Annotated in this window: 17 protein-coding genes and 1 pseudogene; 13 read left to right on the plus strand and 5 right to left on the minus strand. The window is 74.7% G+C overall.

The features are described from left to right. Together PSR1_RS08750 and PSR1_RS08755 are read left to right on the plus strand one after the other, a co-directional pair. Window positions 1-229 (plus strand): annotated as a pseudogene (locus PSR1_RS08750) (hypothetical protein); the annotation flags it as partial. Window positions 230-282: 53 nt separating this feature from the next. After that, on the plus strand, window positions 283-1,026 hold the full coding sequence (locus PSR1_RS08755; RefSeq protein WP_059437224.1) for a 16S rRNA (uracil(1498)-N(3))-methyltransferase: 744 nt from the start codon (window positions 283-285) through the stop codon (window positions 1,024-1,026). 24 nt (window positions 1,027-1,050) lie between these two features. Here the strand turns inward: PSR1_RS08755 and PSR1_RS08760 are convergent, their stop codons facing one another. Continuing rightward, on the minus strand, window positions 1,051-2,106 hold the full coding sequence (locus PSR1_RS08760) for a class I SAM-dependent methyltransferase (protein WP_059437225.1): 1,056 nt from the start codon (window positions 2,104-2,106) through the stop codon (window positions 1,051-1,053). A 323-nt stretch (window positions 2,107-2,429) separates the two neighbouring features. Here PSR1_RS08760 and PSR1_RS08765 point away from each other — a divergent pair, with 323 nt between their 5' ends. After that, window positions 2,430-3,617, plus strand: a complete 1,188-nt coding sequence (locus PSR1_RS08765) for an alanine--glyoxylate aminotransferase family protein (protein ID WP_059437226.1) — start codon at window positions 2,430-2,432, stop codon at window positions 3,615-3,617. A 182-nt stretch (window positions 3,618-3,799) separates the two neighbouring features. On the opposite strand, the gene PSR1_RS08770 is transcribed toward PSR1_RS08765, so the two are convergent. After that, the gene (locus tag PSR1_RS08770) at window positions 3,800-4,210 is read right to left on the minus strand and encodes a response regulator (protein ID WP_059437227.1); all 411 of its coding nucleotides are present in this window, start codon (window positions 4,208-4,210) and stop codon (window positions 3,800-3,802) included. A 378-nt stretch (window positions 4,211-4,588) separates the two neighbouring features. On the opposite strand from PSR1_RS08770, the gene PSR1_RS08775 reads away from it, so the two are divergent. Continuing rightward, window positions 4,589-5,788 (plus strand): hypothetical protein, encoded by a 1,200-nt coding sequence (locus PSR1_RS08775; protein ID WP_237757880.1) that lies wholly within the window; start codon window positions 4,589-4,591, stop codon window positions 5,786-5,788. A 22-nt stretch (window positions 5,789-5,810) separates the two neighbouring features. Here the strand turns inward: PSR1_RS08775 and PSR1_RS08780 are convergent, their stop codons facing one another. Further along, window positions 5,811-7,244 carry a short-chain fatty acyl-CoA regulator family protein gene (locus tag PSR1_RS08780; RefSeq protein ID WP_059437229.1) on the minus strand — a complete coding sequence of 478 codons (1,434 nt, stop codon included), beginning with the start codon at window positions 7,242-7,244 and terminating at the stop codon, window positions 5,811-5,813. Window positions 7,245-7,512: 268 nt separating this feature from the next. Between PSR1_RS08780 and aceB the strand changes: the two genes are divergently transcribed. From aceB to malQ, 4 genes are all read left to right on the plus strand, one after another. Then, window positions 7,513-10,845 carry a malate synthase A gene (gene aceB / locus PSR1_RS25000; RefSeq protein WP_059437230.1) on the plus strand — a complete coding sequence of 1,111 codons (3,333 nt, stop codon included), beginning with the start codon at window positions 7,513-7,515 and terminating at the stop codon, window positions 10,843-10,845. Window positions 10,846-11,021: 176 nt separating this feature from the next. Further along, on the plus strand, window positions 11,022-12,245 hold the full coding sequence (locus PSR1_RS08790) for a hypothetical protein (RefSeq protein ID WP_237757881.1): 1,224 nt from the start codon (window positions 11,022-11,024) through the stop codon (window positions 12,243-12,245). An 8-nt stretch (window positions 12,246-12,253) separates the two neighbouring features. Further along, window positions 12,254-12,976, plus strand: a complete 723-nt coding sequence (locus PSR1_RS08795) for a hypothetical protein (RefSeq protein ID WP_059437232.1) — start codon at window positions 12,254-12,256, stop codon at window positions 12,974-12,976. A 7-nt stretch (window positions 12,977-12,983) separates the two neighbouring features. Next, complete coding sequence (gene malQ / locus PSR1_RS08800) at window positions 12,984-14,540, plus strand: 4-alpha-glucanotransferase (RefSeq protein ID WP_059437233.1); 1,557 nt, start codon at window positions 12,984-12,986, stop codon at window positions 14,538-14,540. Here malQ and treS read toward each other — a convergent pair. Next, a complete protein-coding gene (gene treS / locus PSR1_RS08805; RefSeq protein WP_193388348.1) occupies window positions 14,507-16,168 on the minus strand; it encodes a maltose alpha-D-glucosyltransferase in 1,662 nt (553 codons plus the stop codon). The genes malQ and treS overlap by 34 nt on opposite strands. Window positions 16,169-16,316: 148 nt before the next feature. Between treS and PSR1_RS08810 the strand changes: the two genes are divergently transcribed. The 5 genes from PSR1_RS08810 (at window position 16,317) to PSR1_RS08830 (ending at window position 20,434) form a co-directional block, all read left to right on the plus strand. Beyond that, window positions 16,317-16,943, plus strand: a complete 627-nt coding sequence (locus PSR1_RS08810; protein WP_237757882.1) for a hypothetical protein — start codon at window positions 16,317-16,319, stop codon at window positions 16,941-16,943. A 121-nt stretch (window positions 16,944-17,064) separates the two neighbouring features. After that, on the plus strand, window positions 17,065-17,484 hold the full coding sequence (locus PSR1_RS08815; RefSeq protein WP_059437235.1) for a cyclic nucleotide-binding/CBS domain-containing protein: 420 nt from the start codon (window positions 17,065-17,067) through the stop codon (window positions 17,482-17,484). A gap of 159 nt (window positions 17,485-17,643) precedes the next feature. Beyond that, entirely contained in the window at window positions 17,644-18,741 is a 1,098-nt protein-coding gene (locus tag PSR1_RS08820) for a Re/Si-specific NAD(P)(+) transhydrogenase subunit alpha (RefSeq protein WP_059437236.1), read from the plus strand. Window positions 18,742-18,743: 2 nt separating this feature from the next. Next, window positions 18,744-19,043: an NAD(P) transhydrogenase subunit alpha gene (locus PSR1_RS08825; RefSeq protein ID WP_011422058.1), complete on the plus strand. Its 300-nt coding sequence runs from the start codon at window positions 18,744-18,746 to the stop codon at window positions 19,041-19,043. Then, window positions 19,040-20,434, plus strand: a complete 1,395-nt coding sequence (locus PSR1_RS08830) for an NAD(P)(+) transhydrogenase (Re/Si-specific) subunit beta (RefSeq protein WP_059437237.1) — start codon at window positions 19,040-19,042, stop codon at window positions 20,432-20,434. Before PSR1_RS08825 ends, PSR1_RS08830 begins: the two co-directional genes overlap by 4 nt. Window positions 20,435-20,510: 76 nt before the next feature. Here PSR1_RS08830 and PSR1_RS08835 read toward each other — a convergent pair whose 3' ends face one another. Then, window positions 20,511-20,990, minus strand: a complete 480-nt coding sequence (locus tag PSR1_RS08835) for a hypothetical protein (RefSeq protein ID WP_059437238.1) — start codon at window positions 20,988-20,990, stop codon at window positions 20,511-20,513. Window positions 20,991-21,069 lie beyond the last annotated feature (79 nt).

A 21,069-nucleotide genomic window follows, 5' to 3' on the forward strand; every position in this document is an offset into this window, starting at 1 on the left:
GCCGCCGCGCGAGCTGTCGCGGGTGGCGCAGAGCCTGGTGAGCGCGCTCGAGCTCGACCGCTACGAGTTCCTGCGCCAGGCCGCCGCGCGCGGCGCCACCGACCTCATCGCCCCGCCGCGCCGTCGCGCCGGCGGGGACGGCCGCCGCCCCGAGCCGCCGCGCCCCGAGGCCGCGCCGCCGTCGCCGGTCGCGGTGCCCGTGCCGGAGGGCGGCCGCCTGGCGTCGTGAACGGACGCGCGGGCGGTTGACATCCGAGGGCCCCTCGGACACCGTCCGCGCGCGTGAACCTCCTGCTGCTCGAGCCCGGAGAGCTGTCCGCCGGCGGTACCGCCCGGCTGGCCGGGCGGCGCGCGCGCCACGTGCTGGAGGTGCTGCGCGCCGGCGCCGGCGACCGGCTCCAGGCCGGCGTGGTCGGCGGGGACATGGGCGAGGCGGAGATCCTGTCCGCTGCGCCGTACGAGGTGGTCGTCGCGGCGCGGCTCGATCGCGCGCCGCCGCCGCCCGCCCCGGTGGCGCTCCTGCTCGCCCTGCCCCGCCCGAAGATCCTGCGCAAGGTGCTGCAGGCCGCCGCCTCGATGGGCGTGAAGCGGCTGGTGCTGCTCGGCAGCTACCGCGTGGAGAAGAGCTACTTCGCCTCCCCGCTGCTCGCGCCCGAGGCCGTCCGCGAGCAGCTCCTGCTCGGCCTGGAGCAGGGGCGCGACACGATCCTCCCCGAGGTGGAGCTGCACCGGTTCTTCAAGCCGTTCGTGGAGGACCTGCTCGACGCGCGCTTCCCGGAGCGCGACCGGCTCCTCGCGCACCCCGCCGGCGCGGCGCCGCTGGAGGCGCTCGCGCCGGCGGGCGCGCGCGCCGCGCTCGCCATCGGCCCGGAGGGCGGGTGGACGCCGTACGAGGCCGCCGCGCTGCGCGACCGCGGGTTCGCCCCGTTCACGCTCGGCCCCCGCGTGCTGCGCGTGGACGCGGCGGTGCCGTACGCCGTCGGCCAGGCCGAGCTCTGGCTGCGCGGTGGGGGCCGGCCGGGCTGACCCGGGCCGGCCCCGGCGCGGTCGCTACGGCCTGGCCTCGTACACCACGTTGAACGGCGTCTCGGTGGCGCGCCGGAACGTCCGGAAGCCTGCCTCCGCCACCACCGCGCGCGTGCGCGCCTCCCCCGCCTGCGCGCCCATGCACGCGCCGACCTCCTGCGCGCGCGACGCGGGGGTGCAGATCATGGTCGAGGCGCAGTAGAACACCCGGCCCACCGGGTTCAGGTTCTTCTCCACCTGGTCGTTCGCGAACGGCTCCACGATCATCCAGCTCCCGCCCGGCTTCAGCATCTCCTTCACGTGGGCCGCCGCGCCGGCGGGATCGCCCATGTCGTGCAGGCAGTCGAAGCAGGCGATCAGGTCGTAGGGCTCGCCGTGGAAGTCCTTCGCGGTCGCCACCTGGAAGCTCGCGTTCGCGAGCTTGCGCCGGGTCGCGGCGCGGCGCGCCGTCCCGATCGACGGACCGTGGTAGTCGAACCCCACGAACGTGGAGCGCGGGAACGCCTCCGCCATCAGCACGGTGGAGGCGCCGTGGCCGCACCCGACGTCGGCGACGCGCGCGCCCGCGCGCAGCTTCGCCTCCATCCCGTCCAGCGCCGGCAGCCACTCGCCCACCAGGTGCGCGGCGTAGTTCGGCCGGAAGAAGCGCTCGGTCCCCTCGAACAGCGAGGCGTCGTGCTCGTCCCAGCCCACGCCGTCGCCGGTGCGGAACGCCTCCACCAGCTTGGGCGTGTCCTTCACGACCGAGCTGATGATCTGGAACGCGCCGGGGATGTACGCGGGGCTGTCCTCCATCGCGAGCGCGAACGCCTGCTCGTCGGGGAGCGTGAACGTGCCGGCGCTCGCGTCGTACTCCACGAAGCCGCCCGCCGCCTGCGCGCACAGCCACTCGCGCACGTAGCGGGCGTCGGTGTGGGTCTTCTCCGCGAGCTGCGCCGGCGTCATGGGACCCGCCGACGCCATCGCCTTGTACAGCCCCAGCTGCTCCCCGACGATGACCAGCGCCGCGTTCATCGCGGCGCCCATCTCGCCGAGCACCTTGCCCATGAACTGGTTCAGCCTGTCCTCGTTCAGCTGCATCGGATCCTCCACGTGTCCGCGTCGGCCGGCGGCCCGGCGGAGTGCGATCGAGGTGCGGAGGCGCGGCGCCAGCGGTGCCCGCCAACCTCACCGGCGCGCCGCGCGGCGACCACGGCAAGGCGGGGTGAAAGACGGCCCTTGCGCCCTGGCCTGGCAGCGGCCGGGCGGGTGAGCGCGCCGCCATCCCGCGCGGACGAGGGTCGCCGTGCGGGGCTGCGCGGCCCGGCAAAACCCCTCCGGGGTCGCGCGGGCCCGCGGCGATGGCGTAATCTCGTCGACCTCCTCTCCCCAGGCCGGCCCCGCGCCGGCGCCACGAGGTTTCCATGAGCACCCCCGTCGTCTCCGAGCTGGCGCCTCCGCTGCGCCTGCTCCTCGGCCCCGGTCCCAGCATGGTCCACCCGCGCGTGCTCCGCGCGATGTCCACCCCGCTGCTCGGCCACCTCGATCCGAAGTTCCTCGAGATCATGAACGAGGTGCAGGCGCAGCTCCGCGCCGTGTTCCGCACCGAGAACCCGTTCACCATCGCGGTCTCGGGCACCGGCTCGGCCGGCATGGAGGCCGCGCTCGTCAACCTGCTCGAGCCGGGCGACACCGCCGTGGTGGTGGTGGCGGGCGTGTTCGGCGGCCGCATGGCCGACATCGTGGGCCGCTGCGGCGCCCGGCTGGTGAAGATCGACGTGCCCTGGGGCGAGGTCTGCGATCCGGCGCGCATCGAGGAGGCGCTGAAGAAGGAGGGCAAGGTGAAGGTGGTGGCCCTGGTCCACGCCGAGACCTCCACCGGCGCGCACCAGCCGCTCGAGGGGCTCGGCGCCCTGTGCCACGCGCACGGCGCGCTGCTGGTCGCGGACACCGTCACCTCGCTCGGCGGCGTGCCGGTCGAGGTGGACGCGTGGGGCGTGGACGCGTGCTACTCCGGCACGCAGAAGTGCCTGTCGTGCCCGCCGGGCCTGGCCCCGCTCACGCTCTCGCCGCGCGCGCTCGAGGCGGTGAAGGCGCGCAAGACCAAGGTGCAGAGCTGGTACCTCGACGCCGGGATGGTGGCGGACTACTGGGCCGAGGGGAAGCGCGTGTACCACCACACGGCGCCCATCTCGATGGTGTACGCGCTGCGCGAGTCGCTGCGCCTGGTGCTGGAGGAGGGGCTCGAGGCCCGCTTCGCGCGGCACCGGCGCCACTCCGCCGCGCTCATGGCCGGCGTCGGCGCGCTCGGGTTCGAGCCGCAGGCGCAGGAGGGCCACCGCCTGCCGTCGCTGAACTGCATCAAGGTGCCGGCCGGCGTGGACGAGGCGGCCGCGCGCAGGAGCCTGCTCGCCGACCACTCCATCGAGATCGGCGGCGGGCTCGGGCCGCTCGCGGGCAAGGTCTGGCGCATCGGGCTGATGGGCGAGTCGGCCCGGCAGGAGAACGTGCTCGCGGTGCTCGCCGCGATCGAGCAGGCGCTCGCGAAGCAGGGCAAGCTCGCCCGCGTCGGCGCGTCGCTCGCCGCCGCGCTCGAGTCGTACGCGAGGTAGCGTCAGCGCGGCAAAGCCGCGCCCGCGGGGACGTCGCGCGAGCCCGCGCAAGCGGGCGCGCGAGGTCACGGGACCCGCGTAGCAGGGTGGGGCCCCACGAAGCTCCGCTCCGTGGGGCGGGGCGCAGCCCCGTCAGAAGGTCAGGCGCCGCGGGGCGGTGCGACCTGCACGCTCCGCGGCAGCTACGCCGAGTGAACCAGCGTGAGCGCCGGCACGCGCGTGAGGCAGCGGCGCACCAGCTCGAGGAGCGGCCCCTCCGCGAACGGCTTGCGGATGGCGACGTCCGCGCCGGCCTCGAGCAGCGCCCGGTCCCCGCCGGCGACGCCGGAGAGCCCGATGATGGGCAGGCTGCGCAGCCGCGGGTCGGGCGAGGCGCGGAACACGCGGATGAGGTCGCTGCCCCTCATGCCGGGCATCACCTCGTCCACCACGCACAGGTCCGGCGGGTCGAAGCGCGCCACGTCGAGCGCGCTCTCGGCCGAGTCGGCCGCGAGCGCGACGTAGCCGCCCGACTCGAGCGCCTGCGCCAGGAGCGTGCGCAGGATCTCGTTGTCGTCGACCACCAGGATCCGGTGCGGAGCCGGTGCGTCCATGTAGGCACGGTAGCCCCGTCGCTCGCGCCGCAGGTATCCCGTGGCCCGGCGACGGTGCATCGCGGGGCCGGAGCCGGGCCCCCTCGTCCGATGCCGCCCCGCCGGTACCGCTGGCCCGCCCCCGGCCGCCTCCCTAGGTTCCGCGAGGACAGGGGTCGAGGAGGCGAGCGCGCGATGCGTGGAGCAGCGGTGATCGCAGGTTGGGGCGGGGGCGCGGCGGGGCTTCGAAGGCTGCTGGACGGACTCGGCGACGCGGTCCGATCGCTCCGTCCCGCGAGGCCCGGCGCCGGCCGCCCGGGGTCGTCCGCGCGCGCGCCGCGCCTGCCCCGATCGCGGCTGGGGACGGCCCTCGAGGCGCGCCTGGCGGTGCGCTCGGGCGTGCGGCTCGAGGATTTCCTCCGCTACCGGCTGGCGCGCTACGCGGCCCGGCTGCCGGTCCCGCTGGAGGCGCTCCCGGTGGTGGTGGACGTGGACGGGGGCGAGCCGGTCGTGCGCGCGCGCCCGCAGCCCTCGTCCGCCCTGGGCGCGATGCCGGCCGGGCGCGGGGGCGAGCCGCGCTGGGTGCGCACGCTGGTGCAGCGCGAGGGCGCCGGGGCGCTGCGCGAGATCCGCGACCACGAGGCCGCGCTCGACGCCCTGGCGGAGCGCTCGGCGGCGGCCCGCGAGCGGATCGAGACCGCGGCGCGCACGCTCGCCGAGGACCTGGCCCGGGGCGCGATCACGGCGCCCGTGGAGGTCGAGGCCACCGCCGAGCAGCTCGGGCGCCCCCCGGTGCCCCCTCCGTTCCCCGTGCTGGCGCTGCGCGGCGCGGCGCTCGCGCTCCTGCTGGCCGAGACCTGGCGGCTGGCGCGTCCGGTCCTGGGCGCGGCGGGACTCTCCGTGGACGATCTCCCCGGGGCGCTGCAGCGCGCCCCGCTCGCCGCCGGGCTCTCGCTCGCGTTCGCGGCCGGCGCCGCGGGCGCGGTGCTGGCGCTGCTCGGGGTCGCGGTGCGCCGCGCCGTCGAGGTCGCGGACGGCGCCGCGGCCGCGCGGCGTGGGCTCCTGCTGGGCATGGGCGCCACCGGCTCGGCCGCGCTCGCCGCGGCCGTGGCCGCGTCGGGCGCCGCCCCCGGGCGCTGGACGGAGGGGGTGCTGCTGCTCGCGGTGCCGCTCGCGGCGGTGGCGTGCCTGCGCGAGGCCGCGCGCCGCGCGGCGGTCCGCGACGCGGCCGAGGCGGCGGCGCTGGAGTGGGACCGCGAGCGGACGCGCGACATGGTCGAGCGCGGCCGGCGCGCCGGGGTCGTCGCCGAGGCCGAGGCGGCGCTGGCGCGGGTGGAGGCGGAGCGCGAGGAGGTGCGGCGGCGCCTGCGGGCGCTGGAGCGGCGGGCGGTGGAGGCCGACGAGGCCGACGAGCGCGCGGCCCGGGCCGAGGCCCGGCGCCTGGAGCGGCTCTCCGAGGCGCTGGCCGGCGCGCTCGAGCTGGACCGCTACGCGTACCTGCGCCGCGCCGCGGCCGGCGCGCGCGGCGTCGCCGAGCGCCCCGCCGCCCGGCCCATCCTGCTGGAGCGCGCGGCGGAGCGGCTGGAGGTGGCGGGGTAGGACCGTCCCCGGAGCCGGCCGCTCAGCGGCCCTCGACCGGCGCGTAGAACGACACGCCGCGGACGTCCGCGTTCACCTTCAGCGGATGCTGCAGCGGCGGGAACGCCCGCTGCTCGCAGTCCATCCGCTCGCACAGGCGGCAGGTGAGGCCCACCGGCACCACCGCCTCGCGCGCCTCGAGGTTCACGCCGTCCGCGTAGACCAGCTCGCGGGCGCGCGAGGCCTCGCACCCCATGGCGATGGCGAGCACCGAGCGCGGCGCGTGGAACCCGCCGCCCTCGCGGTTGATGGTGCGCGCGATCCAGAAGTAGGTCGCGCCGTCGGGCATCTGCGAGAGCTGCGTGCGGACCAGGCCGGGCGTGGTGAACGCCTCGAACAGGTTCCAGCGCGGGCACGCGCCGGAGAAGCGGGCGAAGCGGAGCCCGGAGGCGGAGAACCGCTTGGAGATGTTCCCGGCGATGTCCACGCGGACCAGGTGGAAGGGGACGCCCTCCGCGCCGGGCCGCCGCAGCGTGGTGAGCCGGTGGCACACCTGCTCGAAGCTGGTGCGGAACCGGTGGCCGAGCAGGTCGAGGTCGTAGCGCTCGGCGCGCGCCTGCTCGAGGAACGGCCCGTAGGGCATGAGCACGGCCGCGGCGAAGTAGTTCGCGAGCGCCACGCGGGCGAGCGCGCGCGACGAGTCGCTGGTGAGGTGCGGGTCGGCCACGAAGCGATCGAGCACGTCCGCCTGCGTGAGCAGGCCGATCTGGTAGGCGAGCTGGAAGTTGCGGCTGCCGCGGCGGAGCAGCTCGGAGAGGTGGAGGACCTTCGCCTCGGGGTCGTAGCGCCGCATGGCGCCGCGCGCCTCGGCGGTGTGGACGATCCGGACCGTCACGCCGAGCTGGCCGAGGAAGCGCACCAGGCTCGTGTACAGGTAGTCCGGGTCGAGCCGCGCCTCGCGCCAGAGCGCCTCGCTGCCCGCCTCCAGCTCCGGGAAGTGGTTCATGTGCCGCTGGACGAGATCCGAGACCTCCTCGGTGGGCAGGTGCGAGGAGTCCACGCCGTCGAGGTCGCCGTCGGACAGCGTCGCGGCGAGCGTGTCCGACGCCTCGCGGGCCGCGCGGTACGCCTGGTAGAGCGACAGGACCGCGCGGGCGGCGGTGGGCGAGGACGAGGCGAGGTCCCGCACCTCCGCGTTGGTGACGTCGTGCGGCTCGAACAGCGGATCCCCAAAGACCTCCATCAGGTCGGCCACCACGCGCGCGTGGTGCTCGGTCGAGAGCGACTTCAGGTCGAGCTCGAACAGGTCCGCGAGCTTGATGAGCAGCTGCGCGGGGAGCGGCCGCCGGTTGTGCTCGATGAGGTTCAGGTAGCTCGCCGAGATGCCCAGCCGATCGGCGAGCTGCGCCTGGGTGAGGTTGCGCTGGCGCCGGAGCGCCCGGACCTTCGCGCCGAGGTGCTGGCCGGGCTCGCGCATGTCCGCCTCCTCGCCACCGCGCGCGCCGCACGGGGCGCCGTTCCCGCGCCGGGTCGGGGCGCGGAGGGGCGCGGCCGGCGCGGCAGGCTGCCGGGCGGCCGGGCGGTGGCCACGCGAACATCATGGCGCAGCACGCCATTTTCAAGCTTTACGGCTTGACCGCGCCCCATTGACAACCCGCCGACAGCTTAACTGTTCGGAATCACAGCAGCTATTGTGCTTGATCCAAATCACGATAACGATTCCGGGCACAGGAGGAACACACACGATGCCCGAGACGACCGACGCGCAGCGCCCGCCGCTCCCCCCCGGGATGGACCTTCGGGGCCCCCTCCCCGCCGGACACGAGTCCGTGCTCACCGCCGACGCCCTGGCCTTCGTGGCCGACCTGGTGCGCCGCTTCCGCCCGCGGGTGGAGCAGCTGCTGGAGCGCCGGCGCGAGCTGCAGCGCCGCTGGGACGCCGGCGAGCGCCCGGCGTTCCTCTCCACCACCGAGGAGGTCCGCGAGTCGGAGTGGACGGTGGCGCCCATCCCGGCCGACCTGCAGGACCGGCGGGTCGAGATCACCGGGCCGACCGACCGCAAGATGATCATCAACGCGCTCAACTCCGGCGCGAGCGTGTTCATGGCGGACTTCGAGGACTCGAGCTCGCCCACCTGGCAGAACGTGGTCGAGGGGCAGGTGAACCTCAGGGACGCGGTGGCCGGGACCATCGCGTACGCGTCGCCGGACGGGAAGCAGTACCGCCTGAAGGACCGCACCGCCGTGCTCATGGTCCGCCCGCGCGGCTGGCACCTGCTCGAGCGGCACGCGCTGGTGGACGGCCGGCCTGCCACCGCCGCGCTGTGGGACTTCGGCGTCTACTTCTGGAACAACGCGCGCGCGCTGGTCGCGAAGGGCACCGGCCCGTACTTCTACCTACCGAAGCTGGAGGGCCACCTCGAGGCGCGGCTGTGGAACGACGTCTTCGTCCACGCGCAGGCGGCGCTCGGGATCCCGCGCGGCACGATCCGCGCGACCTGCCTGATCGAGACGCTCCCCGCCGCGTTCGAGATGGACGAGATCCTCTGGGAGCTGCGCGAGCACTCCGCCGGCCTGAACTGCGGGCGCTGGGACTACATCTTCTCGTTCGTGAAGCGGCTGCGCGCCGACGCGCGCGCGGTGCTGCCGGACCGCGCCCAGGTCACGATGGACAAGGGGTTCCTGCGCGCCTACGTGCAGCTGCTCATCCAGACGTGCCACCGCCGCGGCGTGCACGCCATGGGCGGCATGGCCGCGCAGATCCCGGTCAAGGACGACGCCGGGGCCAACGAGGCCGCGCTCGCCAAGGTCCGCGCCGACAAGCTCCGCGAGGTGACCGACGGGCACGACGGCACCTGGGTGGCGCACCCGGGCCTGGTCCCGGTCGCGCGCGCCGTCTTCGACCAGCACATGGAAGGGCCGAACCAGATCGGCCGGAGGCGCGAGGACGTGCGGGTCGGCGCCCGCGACCTGCTCCGCCCGGTGGAGGGGACGCGCACCGAGGCCGGCCTGCGCCACAACGTCCGCGTCTCGGTGCAGTACATCGAGGCCTGGCTGCGCGGCTCCGGCTGCGTCCCGCTCTACGGCCTGATGGAGGACGCCGCCACCGCCGAGATCTCGCGCGCCCTCGCCTGGCAGTGGATCCACCACGGCGTGGCGCTCGACGACGGCCAGCCGCTCACCGCCGAGCGCTTCCGCGCGGTGCTCGCCGAGGAGATGGACCGGATCCGCCTCGAGGTGGGGGAGGCGCGCTTCGCCGGCGGGCGCTTCGAGGACGCGCGCGCGCTGTTCGAGCGGATGAGCACCCAGGCCGAGTTCACCGAGTTCATCACCCTCCCCGCCTACGACCTCCTCGAGGCGCGGGCCGACGAGCGGGCGCGCATCCTGGCCGGCGGCGAGCCCGCCGGCGCCGCCCCCGGGCCGCACCACCCCGACCCGCGCCGCTGGGAGGGCATCGTCCGCCGCTTCGGGCGCGACGAGGTGGAGCGGCTCCGCGGCAGCGTGCGGGTCGAGCACACCCTCGCGCGGATGGGCGCGCTCCGCCTGTGGGAGCTGCTCCACGCCGAGCCGTACGTGAACGCGCTCGGCGCGCTCACCGGCAACCAGGCCGTGCAGATGGTGAAGGCGGGCCTGAAGGCCATCTACCTGTCCGGCTGGCAGGTCGCGGCCGACGCCAACCAGGCCGGGCAGACCTACCCGGACCAGAGCCTCTACCCGGCCAACTCGGTGCCCGAGGTGGTCCGGCGGATCAACGCCGCCCTGCAGCGCACCGACCAGATCGAGCACTCCGAGGGCCGGGACGGCACGTACTGGTTCGCGCCCATCGTGGCCGACGCCGAGGCCGGCTTCGGCGGGCCGCTCAACGCCTTCGAGCTGATGAAGGGGATGATCGAGGCCGGCGCGGCCGGCGTGCACTTCGAGGACCAGGTGGCCTCGGAGAAGAAGTGCGGCCACCTGGGCGGCAAGGTGCTGGTCCCGACCTCGACGTTCGTCCGCACGCTCACCGCCGCGCGCCTCGCCGCCGACGTCATGGACGTGCCGACGCTCATCGTGGCGCGAACCGACGCCGAGGGCGCGAAGCTCATCATGAGCGACATCGACCCGTACGATCACCCGTACCTCGAGGAAGGCGAGCGCACGCCGGAGGGCTTCTACCGGCTGCGCCCCGGCATCGACACCGCCATCGCGCGCGGCCTCGCCTACGCGCCGTACGCGGACCTGGTCTGGTGCGAGACGCAGACCCCCGACCTGCACGAGGCGAAGCGCTTCGCGGAGGGCATCCACGCCCGGTTCCCGGGCAAGCTGCTCGCGTACAACTGCTCGCCGTCCTTCAACTGGAAGAAGAAGCTCGACGACGCGACCATCGCCCGCTTCCAGCGCGAGCTCGGCGCCATGGGCTACAAGTTCCAGTTCGTGACGCTGGCCGGCTTCCACGCGCTCAACCACTCCATGTTCCAGCTCGCGCGCGGCTACCGCGAGCGCGGCATGGCGGCGTACACCGAGCTGCAGCAGGCGGAGTTCGCGGCGGAGCCGCAGGGCTACACCGCCACGCGCCACCAGCGCGAGGTCGGCACCGGCTACTTCGACCTCGTCGCCCAGGCCGTCTCCGGTGGCACCTCCTCCACGCTGGCGCTGGAGGGCTCCACCGAGGCGGCGCAGTTCCACCCGGCGGAGGCGGCGCCCGCGCACGGCGCGGAGCAGGTGGCCCGCGCCATCGAGGCGGACCACGAGCGGCTCCACGCCCTCGTCGCCCGCGTGCGCGGCGCCGCGGACGGGCCCGCGCTCTCCGGCGCGCTGGAGGAGCTGGCCCAGGCGCTGCGCGAGCACTTCGCGCACGAGGAGCACGCCAAGGGCCTGTACGGGATCGTGGGCGCGCGCAGCCCGGCGCGCCGCGCCGAGCTGAAGCGGATGGTCGAGGAGCACCAGCAGATCCTCCGGCTGGTGACCGGCCTGGTGGAGCGCGCCCGCGGCCCGTCCGCGCCCGCGCCGGCCGATCTCGGCCGCCTGGCGAGCGAGGTCGCCGCGCAGATCGCCGACCACGAGCGCAAGGAGCTGCTGCTCGTCCCGGCGCTCGCGTAGCGCCCGGCGCTCCGCCGCCCGCTCCCTCCCCGCCGCCCGCGGGGAGGGGGCCGGGCGGCGCGTGGCCTCGAGGCCCGCCGCGCCCCGCGCGGCCGGCCGCTCCCCTCCGGCCCCGCGCTGGTCGGTGCGCCAACGAGACCCCGCCGTTCCCGCCGGAATCGGTTACGTTGTCGGGCGTGCTCGATCCCACCAGAGCGGGCGAGGCGCTCGCACCGGAGCTCGTGGTCGGCGTCCCCGCGGAACCGGATCGGCTGGCGGCGAGCGAGTCGGCGCAGGCGCTCCAGGCCGCGCTGCGCGCCGCCTACCCTTCCCGGCCCGCCGTCGCGGTGGTGCTCACCGGCGACCCCCGCGGCGCGGCGCCCCCCGGCGACCTGCTGGCGCCCGCCTCCCCGGAGGGCGAGCCCCCGGCGGTCTACACGGGGAGTCACGACGGGCTGGAGGCGGCGCTGCCGACGCTGCTCGAGGTGGAGCTGTCGCTCGGCGCGCCCGCCTGCGCCCTGCTCGAGCCCATGCCCCGCCCGGCGGATCCGACCTGGATGCGCCAGCTCCTCGACCCCGTCCTGGACGGCTCCTTCGACCTCGTCGCGCCGGCGTACGCCCGCGGCCGCTTCGACGGCGTGCTGGTCACCGGCGTGGTGTACCCGCTCACCCGCGCCCTGTTCGGCCAGCGCCTGCGGCAGCCGCTCGGGCGCGAGGTGGTGGTCTCGCGCGCCCTCGCCGAGCGCCTCCTCGCCGACGGCGCCTGGCGCACCGACCCGTCCAGCGCGACCGCGGACCTGTGGGTCATCGCGAAGGCCGCCGCGCACGAGACGCGCATCGCGCAGGTGTACCTGGGGCCGCGCACGCGCCCGCCGCCGCAGCCCGCCGACGTCTCGCAGGCGGTCGCGCGCGTGCTCGGGACGGTGTTCCAGGACATGGCGCTGCACGCGCCGCGCTGGCAGCGCGTGCGCGGCTCGCGCCCGGTCCCGACGTTCGGCGAGGAGCACCTCCCGGGCGAGCCGAACCCGCCGCCCGCGGCCGGCCCGCTGGTGTCCGCGTTCGAGCTGGGCTGGCAGGACCTGCGCGCGCTGTGGGGCGCGGTGCTGCCGCCCCAGACCATGCTGGCCCTGCAGCGCATCGCCCGCGATCCGCCCGAGGCGTTCCGCATGCCCGACGCGGTCTGGGCCCGGGTGGTCTACGACTTCGCGGTGGGCTGGCGCGTGAAGATCATGGATCGGGAGCAGCTGTTGCGGTCGATGACGCCCCTGTACCTGGGCTGGGTGGCCAGCTTCGTGAACGAGGTGGGCGGGCTGGGGCGGCCGGAGACGGAGGCGCGGGTGGAGCGGCTGTGCGAGGCGTTCGAGGCGGAGAAGCCCTACCTCATCTCGAGGTGGCGCTGGCCGGACCGCTTCACGCCCTAGGAGGCGCCATGTGGGAGCGCGTTTCGCAGGTGCTGGCGGAGGCGTTCGGGCGGCTGGGGGCGGCGCTCGCCGCGGACCTGCCGGCGCTCGTGGCCATGGTGGTGGTGCTGGCGGGCGGCGTGGCGCTCGCCTTCGCGGTCCGGGCCGGGCTGCGCCGGCTCCTCGCCCGGGTGGGGCTCGACCGCCGGGCCCGCGAGTGGGGGCTCACCACCGGGCGCGGGATCGAGCCGCAGCACGAGCCCTCCTGGCTGGTGGCGCGCGGCGCGTTCTGGTTCCTGGTGCTGCTGTCGGTGGCGCTCTCGCTCGACGTGCTGGGCGCCGCCACCACCACCGCCGTGGGGCACTCGCTGCTCGCCTTCCTGCCGCGCTTGGTGGTCGGCGCGGTGGTGCTCCTCGTCGGCGTGGGCGCGGCGCGGTTCCTCGAGCGCAGCGTGCTCATCGGCGCGGTGAACCTCGGGATCCGGCAGGCGCGGCCCCTGTCGCTCGCCGTGAAGTGGTTCCTGCTCGTGCTCGCGGCGGCCATGGCGCTCGAGCACGTCGGCGTCGGCGGCGGCCTGCCCACGCTGGCCTTCGGCATCGTGCTCGGCGGCCTCGTGCTCACCGCGTCGCTGGCGCTCGGCCTGGGCGCGCGCGACGCGGTCTCGCGCGCGCTCGACCGGCAGCTCCCGGCCGAGGGGCCGCACCCGACCGAGGACCCGCGCGAGAACCCGCGGCGCATCCAGCACCTCTAGGGCCCCGATGCGCGATCGCCGCTCCGGCATCCTGCTGCACCCGACGTCGCTGCCCGGGCCCCATGGCGCGGGCGACCTCGGCGGCGCCGCGCACCGCTTCGCCGGGTGGCTCGCCGACGCCGGCCAGCGCCTGTGGCAGGTGCTGCCGCTCGGCCCGACCGGCTTCGGCGACTCGCCCTACCAGGCGCTCTCCTCGCACGCGGGGAACCCGCTGCTGGTCTCGCTGGAGGTGCTCCGCAACGAGGGCTGGCTGGACGGCGGCGACCTCTCCGGCGCGCCCGCCGGCGAGCCGGACCGGGCCGACCTCCACGCCGCGCTGGAGTGGAAGCGCGAGCGGCTGGCGCGCGCGGCGCGGGCGTTCCGGGCGGGCGCGGACGGCGAGCGCGCCGCGGAGCTGGAGGACTTCCGCGCGCGCGAGGCGGCCTGGCTGGACGACTGGGCGCTGTTCGCGGCGCTGAAGGCGGCGCACGGCGGCCGGCCCTGGACCGCCTGGCCGGCGCCCCTCGCCCGGCGCGAGCCGGCCGCGCTGGAGGCGGCGCGGGCGCGCTTCGCGCACGAGGTGTTCGCCGAGGTCTTCGCGCAGTTCGCGTTCTTCCGGCAGTGGACGGCGCTGCGCGCACGCTGCCGCGCGCTCGGGATCGAGCTGATGGGCGACCTGCCCATCTACGTGGCCCACGACTCCGCCGAGGTGTGGACGCGGCCGGAGCTGTTCCGGCTCGACGCCGCCGGCGAGCCCGCCGCCGTCGCCGGCGTCCCCCCCGACTACTTCAGCGCCACCGGCCAGCGCTGGGGCAACCCGCTCTACGACTGGGAAGCGGTGGCGCGCGAGGGCTGGCGCTTCTGGATCGAGCGCGTGCGCGGCGCGCTCGCGCTGGTGGACCGGATCCGGCTCGACCACTTCCGCGGCTTCGAGGCGTACTGGGAGATCCCCGCCGGCGCGCCCACCGCCGAGCGCGGCCGCTGGGTGCCCGGCCCGGGCGCGCGGCTGTTCGAGGCGCTCCTCCGCGCGCTCGGCCCGCTGCCGTTCGTGGCCGAGAACCTGGGCGTCATCACGCCGGAGGTGGAGGCGCTCCGGCGGCGCTTCGGCCTCCCCGGCATGGCCATCCTGCAGTTCGCGTTCGGGGACGACCCGCAGGCGCCCACCTTCCAGCCGCACAACTACGCGCCGGACCTCGTCGCCTACACCGGGACGCACGACAACGACACGGTGGCGGGCTGGTGGCGGGGCGGCGCCGGCGACAGCGTGCGGACGGCCGAGGCGGTGGCGCGCGAGAAGGCGTTCGCGCTCGAGTACCTCGGGGTGGACGGCCGCGACGTGCCCGGCGCGATGATCCGGGCGGTGCTCGCCTCGGTGGCGGACACGGCCGTGTTCCCGCTCCAGGACGCGCTGGGGCTCGGCTCGGAGGCGCGCATGAACACGCCCGCCACCCTGGGCGGCAACTGGCGCTGGCGCGTGCGCGAGGAGGCCCTCGACGCGGCGCTGGCGGCCCGGCTGCGGCGCCTCGCGGCGGTGTACGGGCGCGCCCCCGCTCAGGCGGGCTTGCGCAGCTCGAACCAGAAGTAGCCGTAGGGCGCGAGCGTGAGCGCGTAGGGCTGCCGCCCGATGCGCGGGAACTCGGTGTAGCCGACCATCTCGACCGGCACGTAGCCCTCGAGGTGGGAGAGGTCGAGCTGCGCCGGCTGCGCGAAGCGCGACACGTTCGCCACGCACAGGATCACGTCCTCGTCGTGGCGGCGCACGTAGGCGAGGACCTTGCGGTTCTGCACCGGCAGGAACTCCATCGTGCCCCGCCCGAACGCCCGGAACAGCTTGCGCAGCGCGATGGTGTTCCGCATCCAGTGCAGCAGCGACGAGGGGTCGCGCAGCTGGGCCTCGACGTTGACCGCCTGGTAGCCGTACACGGCGTCGGAGATGGGCGCCGAGTAGAGCCGGCCGGGGTCGGCGCGGGAGAAGCCGGCGTTGCGGTCCGGGCTCCACTGCATGGGCGTGCGCACGCCGTTGCGGTCGTGCAGGTAGATGTTGTCGCCCATGCCGAGCTCGTCGCCGTAGTAGACGATGGGCGTGCCCGGGAAGGAGAACAGGAGCGAGTTGAGCAGCTCCATCCGGCGCCGGCTGTTGTCCACGAGCGGCGCGAGGCGGCGCCGGATCCCGACGTTCAGCTTCATGCGCGGGTCCTGGCTGTACGCGAGGTACATGTAGTCGCGCTCGTCGGCGGTCACCATCTCCAGCGTCAGCTCGTCGTGGTTGCGCAGGAACAGCGCCCACTGGCAGGTGTCCGGGATGGCCGGGGTGCGCCGCATGATCTCGACGATGGGCTCCACGTCCTCGAGCCGCAGCGCCATGAAGATGCGCGGCATGAGCGGGAAGTGGAACGCCATGTGGCACTCGTCGCCGTCGCCGAAGTACGGGCGCACGTCGGCGGGCCACTGGTTCGCCTCGGCGAGCAGCATGCGCCCGGGGAAGTGCTGGTCCACGTAGGCCCGGATCCTCCGGATGACCTCGTGCGTGCCGGGCAGGTTCTCGCAGTTCGTGCCGTCCTGCTCGATGAGGTAGGGCACCGCGTCCAGCCGGAACCCGTCCACCCCCATCTCCGCCCAGAAGCGCAGCGCGTCCAGCACCTCGCCCAGCACCACCGCGTTCTCGAAGTTCAGGTCGGGCTGGTGCGAGAAGAAGCGGTGCCAGTAGTACTGCTTCGCCTCCGGGTCCCAGGTCCAGTTCGACTTCTCGGTGTCGGTGAAGATGATGCGCGCGTCGCGGTAGCGCTCGTCCGTGTCGCTCCACACGTAGTAGGCGCGGTCCGGGGAGCCGGGCGGCGCGCGGCGCGCCCGCTGGAACCAGGGGTGCTGGTCGGAGGTGTGGTTCACCACCAGCTCCACCACCACCCGGATGCCGCGGGCGTGGGCCGCCGCCACCAGCTGGCGGAAGTCGTCCACCGTGCCGTAGTCGGGGTGGATGCCCTTGTAGTCGGCGATGTCGTAGCCGTCGTCGCGCAGCGGCGACGGGAAGAACGGCAGCAGCCACAGGCAGGTGATGCCGAGGTCCTGGAGGTAGTCGAGCTTCTCCACCAGGCCGCGCAGGTCGCCCACGCCGTCGCCGTTGGAGTCGTAGAACGACTTCACGTGCGTCTCGTAGATGACCGCGTCCTTGAACCAGAGCGGATCGACTGCCCGCCTGCGCTGCGAGATCGCCATGTGCCTCCCCGGGCCGGCCGGGCCCGCGCGTCCGTGACACGAGTCCGTAAGGTACATCCGGACCGCCCTCCCCGCGCGGAGCATGCGCGCGCGGCGCCCCTCCGGGCCGGTCCGCCGCCTGCGCGCCGCCGCACGCCGGCGAGGGGCCGTGCGGCGGCGGGTCCTGCGCTGCGAGGGGCGTTCCACGCCGCCCGGCCGCGTGCGCAGCGTACGGCCGGTGGCGGGCGCGGCGGTCGGGCGGGCGGGGAGGCTCCGGGGGGCGGGCGCGGCGGTGGCCGCGGCCGCGGCGCTCCTGTCGCTCGCCGCCTGCGACCCCTGGCACTGCTCGTTCGAGAGCCACGGCGCCTGCGTCGAGTTCGAGTCGCCGCCCGCGGACCTCGAGGCGGCCAGGGCCAGGATGGACCGCCTGCTCGAGCTGGAGCTGCCGTTCTGGGACCTTCACTCGCTGTCCGGCTGGCGCATCCAGTACCGCGACACCACCGAGTACGTCTGCTACCTCGCCACCCGCAACGAGGGCTGCACCGACTACCTCCAGCACACGCTGTCCCTGCACGTGCCCGAGGACTCCGGGGGCTGCTTCGAGGCGGCCGAGCTGCTGCACGAGCTCGGGCACTACAAGCTGGGCGACCCGACCCACTCGAACCCTCGGTGGAAGGACGTCGAGGCGGCGTTCGCCGGGATCGTGTGGGACCGCCCCGACGCGCCCGCCGAGTGCCGCGCGCGCTACAAGGCCATCTACAAGGGCATGTGGGTGGTGGGGACCGACGCGCTGTGAGGCCACGGCGGCCCCGGGCTGACGCGGCGCGCCGAGGCCGACGGCCCCCACCAGGCGCGCTCCGACGTGGGATGCGCGGCGGCCGCGGCCGGTTAGGGCATCCTTTCACAAGGAGGCGCCGATGGCGTCGATCCACAAGCACGTGACCCGCGAGATGGTGTCCCTCGAGGCGACCGCGCCGATCCGCGAGGCGGCGCGCCTCATGTCGGAGCGCAAGATCGGCTCGGTGGCCGTCCGGGACGGCGGCCGGATCGTCGGCCTGGTGACCGAGCGCGACCTCGTCGCCACCGTGCTCGCGCGCGGCGCCGACGCGAACCACCCCATGCGCGAGGCGATGCGCCAGGGGCTCCCGCGCGTCTCCTCCAGCGCCACCGAGGCCGAGGTGGCCGGGCTGATGCGCGACCACGCCACCCGCCACCTGCTCGTCGAGGAGGGCGGCCAGGTGGTGGGCGTGGTCTCGATGCGAGACATCATCCAGCTCATGCTCGACGAGAAGCAGTTCCTCATCGAGCAGCTGCAGACGTACATCGACGGCCGCTGACGCACCCGCGGCGCGGGCGCGCGGCCGCGCGCGGGTGTTCACGCACCGTCAAAGACGCCGGCGGTACGACCCGGCTCGCCTTGCGGGTATTCCCCGCGTGGGGCCTTCTTTTGCCCACGTCCGGGGGATACCCCCGATGGACCGAGGTCAACGACGACGATGCGCATCGCGGTGCTACGTGAGGCGGCGCCCGGAGAACGCCGGGTCGCCCTGGTCCCCGAGAACGTCACACGGTTGGTGAAGCAGGGCCACGAGGTCCGCGTCGAGCGCGGCGCCGGCGAGGCCGCCGGCTTCCCCGACGAGGCCTACGCCGCGGCCGGCGCGCAGGTGGGCGACGCGGGCGCGACGCTCGACGGCGCGCGCGTGGTCGCGGCGGTGCAGCGGCCCTCCGAGGCGCAGGTGGAGCGGCTCCCGCCCGGCGGGCTGCTCGTCGGCCTGCTCGCGCCGCACGCCGCCGGGCCGCTGCTCGAGCGGCTCGCCGCGCGCGGCGTGGACGCGATGGCCATGGAGAAGGTCCCGCGCACCACGCGGGCCCAGTCCATGGACGCGCTCTCCTCGCAGGCGACGCTCGCCGGCTACAAGGCCGTGCTGATCGGCGCGAGCGCCCTCCCCCGGATCCTCCCCATGATGACCACCGCGGCCGGCACGCTCGCGCCCGCGAAGGCGTTCGTGGTCGGCGCCGGCGTGGCGGGGCTGCAGGCGATCGCCACCGCGCGCCGCCTCGGCGCGGTGGTGTCCGCGTTCGACGTGCGCCCGGTCGTGAAGGAGCAGGTCCAGTCGCTCGGCGCCGCGTTCGTGGAGGTGCCCGCGGTGGCCGCGGAGGGCACGGGCGGCTACGCGAAGGAGCTGGGCCAGTCCGAGCAGGAGCGCGTCCTCGCGGCCGTCGCCGGCCACGTGAAGGACATGGACCTCGTGATCACCACCGCGCAGATCCCGGGCAGGCCGGCGCCCCGGCTGATCACCGCCGCCATGGTCCGCTCCATGCGGCCCGGGTCGGTGGTCGTGGACCTGGCCGCCGAGACCGGGGGCAACTGCGAGCTGACGCGCGCCGGCGAGACGGTGGTGGACGGCGGCGTCTCCGTGATCGGCGCGGTCAACCTCCCGTCCACCGTGCCGTTCCACGCCAGCCAGATGTACGGCCGCAACGTGGTCACGCTGCTCGCCCACCTGTTCAAGGGCGCCGAGGCGGACCTCGACGCGCAGGAGGAGATCGCCGCCGCCATGCTGGTGGTGCACGGCGGGAAGGTGCGGGCCTGACCATGCTCGAGCTCATCCAGATCTACGTCTTCGTCCTCGCCGGCTTCGTCGGGTTCTTCGTCATCACCCGCGTCCCGGCGCTGCTGCACACCCCGCTCATGTCGGCCACCAACGCCATCAGCGCCATCTCGCTGGTGGGCTCGCTGGTGATGGCCGGGGCGGAGCGCGGGCTGCTCGCGAACGTGCTCGGCTTCGTGGCGGTGACCTCCGCCACCATCAACGTGGTGGGCGGCTTCATCATCACCGACCGCATGCTCAAGATGTTCAAGCGCGCCGACCGGGCGGGAGGCCAGAAGAAGTGAGCCCGCGCACGCTGTTCATCGAGGCGGCGTACCTCGCCGCGTCGATCCTGTTCATCCTCGGCCTCCGCAGCCTCACCATCCCGGACAAGGCCCGGCGCGGCATGCAGCTCGCCGCGCTCGGCATGCTGCTCGCCATCGTGGGCACCCTGGTGCACCACGAGGTCGTCCACTACGGGTGGATCCTGGCGGGCCTGGCGCTCGGGTCGGCCATCGGCTATCCGCTCGGCGTCTACGTGCCCATGACCGCGATGCCGCAGCGCATCGCCATCTCGCACATGTTCGGCGCGGTCGCCGCCACGCTGGTCGGCGTCGCCGAGTACTGGCACCTGGGCAACGGCGCCGAGGTGGGCCGGGGCACCATGGCGGCGCTGGGCTTCGAGGTGCTGTTCGGCGCCCTCACCATCACCGGCAGCTTCATGGCGTTCGGGAAGCTGCAGGAGCTGCTCCCCTCGCGCCCGCTCACCTTCCCCGGCCAGAACGTGGTCTCCATCGCCATGTTCGCTGCGGCGCTGGGGCTGTTCTGCTGGCTGGTCTACGACCCGGGCGCCCACCCGGCCGCGTTCTACGGGATGGTGGCGCTCGGCCTCGCGTTCGGGATCTCGCTGGTGCTCCCCATCGGCGGCGCCGACATGCCGGTGGTCATCTCCCTGCTCAACTCGTACGCGGGCCTGGCCTCCTCCGCGACCGGCTTCGCCATCGGCAACAACGTGCTCATCATCGCCGGGGCGCTCGACGGCGCCTCGGGCTTCATCCTCTCGATCATCATGAGCCGGGCCATGAACCGGTCGTTCACGAACGTCCTGTTCGGCGCGTTCGGCTCGGCGCCCCCGCCCTCCGCCAAGACCGCGCAGGGGCTCACCGTCCGCTCCATCACCCCCGAGGACGCCGCCATCCAGCTCGCCTTCGCGCGGCTGGTGATCGTGGTCCCCGGCTACGGCATGGCGGTGGCGCAGGCGCAGCACCAGGTGCGGGAGCTGGCCCAGCTCATCGAGAAGAACGGCGGCACCGTGCTCTACGCCATCCACCCGGTGGCGGGCCGCATGCCGGGGCACATGAACGTGCTGCTCGCCGAGGCCGACATCCCCTACGACAAGCTCAAGGAGATGGACGAGATCAACGACGAGTTCCAGAACGCCGACGTGGCCCTGGTGATCGGCGCGAACGACGTGGTGAACCCCGCCGCGCGCAACGACCGCTCCTCGCCCATCTACGGCATGCCCATCCTCGACGTGGACCGGGCGAAGCACGTCATCGTGCTGAAGCGCTCGATGAACCCGGGCTTCGCCGGCATCGAGAACGAGCTGTTCTACGCCGAGAACAGCTCGATGCTGTTCGGCGACGCGAAGGCCTCGCTCGCCAAGCTCGTGCACGAGGTGAAGCAGCAGTCCTGAGGCCCGGGCGGCGCCCGCCGGGGGACGGCACGGGCCCCGCGCACGCGCGCGAGGCCCGTGCTGCCTCCGGGCGACGCTACTTGTTCGAGTCGGCCTTCACCTCGATCGCCATGGGCTTGTCGCCCTTGAGGTTGAAGGACGCCTTCACGTCCTGGCCGGGCTTGAGCTGCGACAGGCGGGCGGTGCTGCCGTCCAGCTCCACCTTGGTGTTCCGGTCGCAGTGCAGCGTCGCGGTGGTCGCGTCGTCGCGATCCAGCGTGATGCTGGTGCCCGAGACCTTGGAGATCTTCCCCTTGATGTCGAAGTCCTTCTTCGACATCTCGTCCCGCCGCTGCTCGGCCTGCGCCGTGTTCTGGTGCATGGTCGAGTCGTTCGCGCTGCCGGTGCCGGTCTGATCGCGCGTCCACTGCCCGGCGCGGTCGGCCGACTCCTTCGTGTCGCGCGCGGCCGCCTGGCCGGCCTCCTTGGTCTCCTGCTTGGTGCTGCCGAGGCGGTCGTCCGCCGCCGCCGTCCCGGCGAGCAGCAGCGCGCCCATCAACACTGCCAGTTTGCGCATGGTCCCCTCCTGGCGGGCGTCTGCCCGTCCGACGCAGAAGGTAGGCACGCGTCCGTACGGGCGCGATGCGCCGCGAGGG

Origin of the sequence: Anaeromyxobacter sp. PSR-1 (assembly GCF_000964525.1) — a bacterium.
Taxonomy (GTDB): Bacteria; Myxococcota; Myxococcia; order Myxococcales; family Anaeromyxobacteraceae; genus Anaeromyxobacter.